Consider the following 249-nt stretch of genomic DNA (forward strand, 5'->3'; position numbering starts at 1 on the left):
TCATGTTCGTACTACTGGAGCGTCTCATGGCACCCAAGTTGTTGAAATCATTTGGCTTTTTGGCCTTGCTCGGGCTCGCCGCGTCGGCCTTGGCGGCCGGTCTGCTCGATGTCACCTACCGCCCGCTGGGCGGAAAGACCCCCGTGAACCTGAAGGAAAAGTACACCGGGCAGGTGCTGCTGGTGGTCAATACGGCGAGCAAGTGCGGTTACACGCCTCAGTACGAGGGATTGGAAGCGCTGAACCAGC

At 59.4% G+C, this 249-nt stretch carries 1 pseudogene; it reads left to right on the top strand.

Annotated features, from left to right (window positions below):
* Positions 1-161: 161 nt before the first annotated feature.
* Positions 162-249 (top strand): annotated as a pseudogene (locus tag OH705_RS30025) (glutathione peroxidase); the annotation flags it as partial.

Origin of the sequence: Pseudomonas sp. BJa3 (assembly GCF_026343815.1) — a bacterium.
GTDB lineage: Bacteria > Pseudomonadota > Gammaproteobacteria > Pseudomonadales > Pseudomonadaceae > Aquipseudomonas > Aquipseudomonas soli.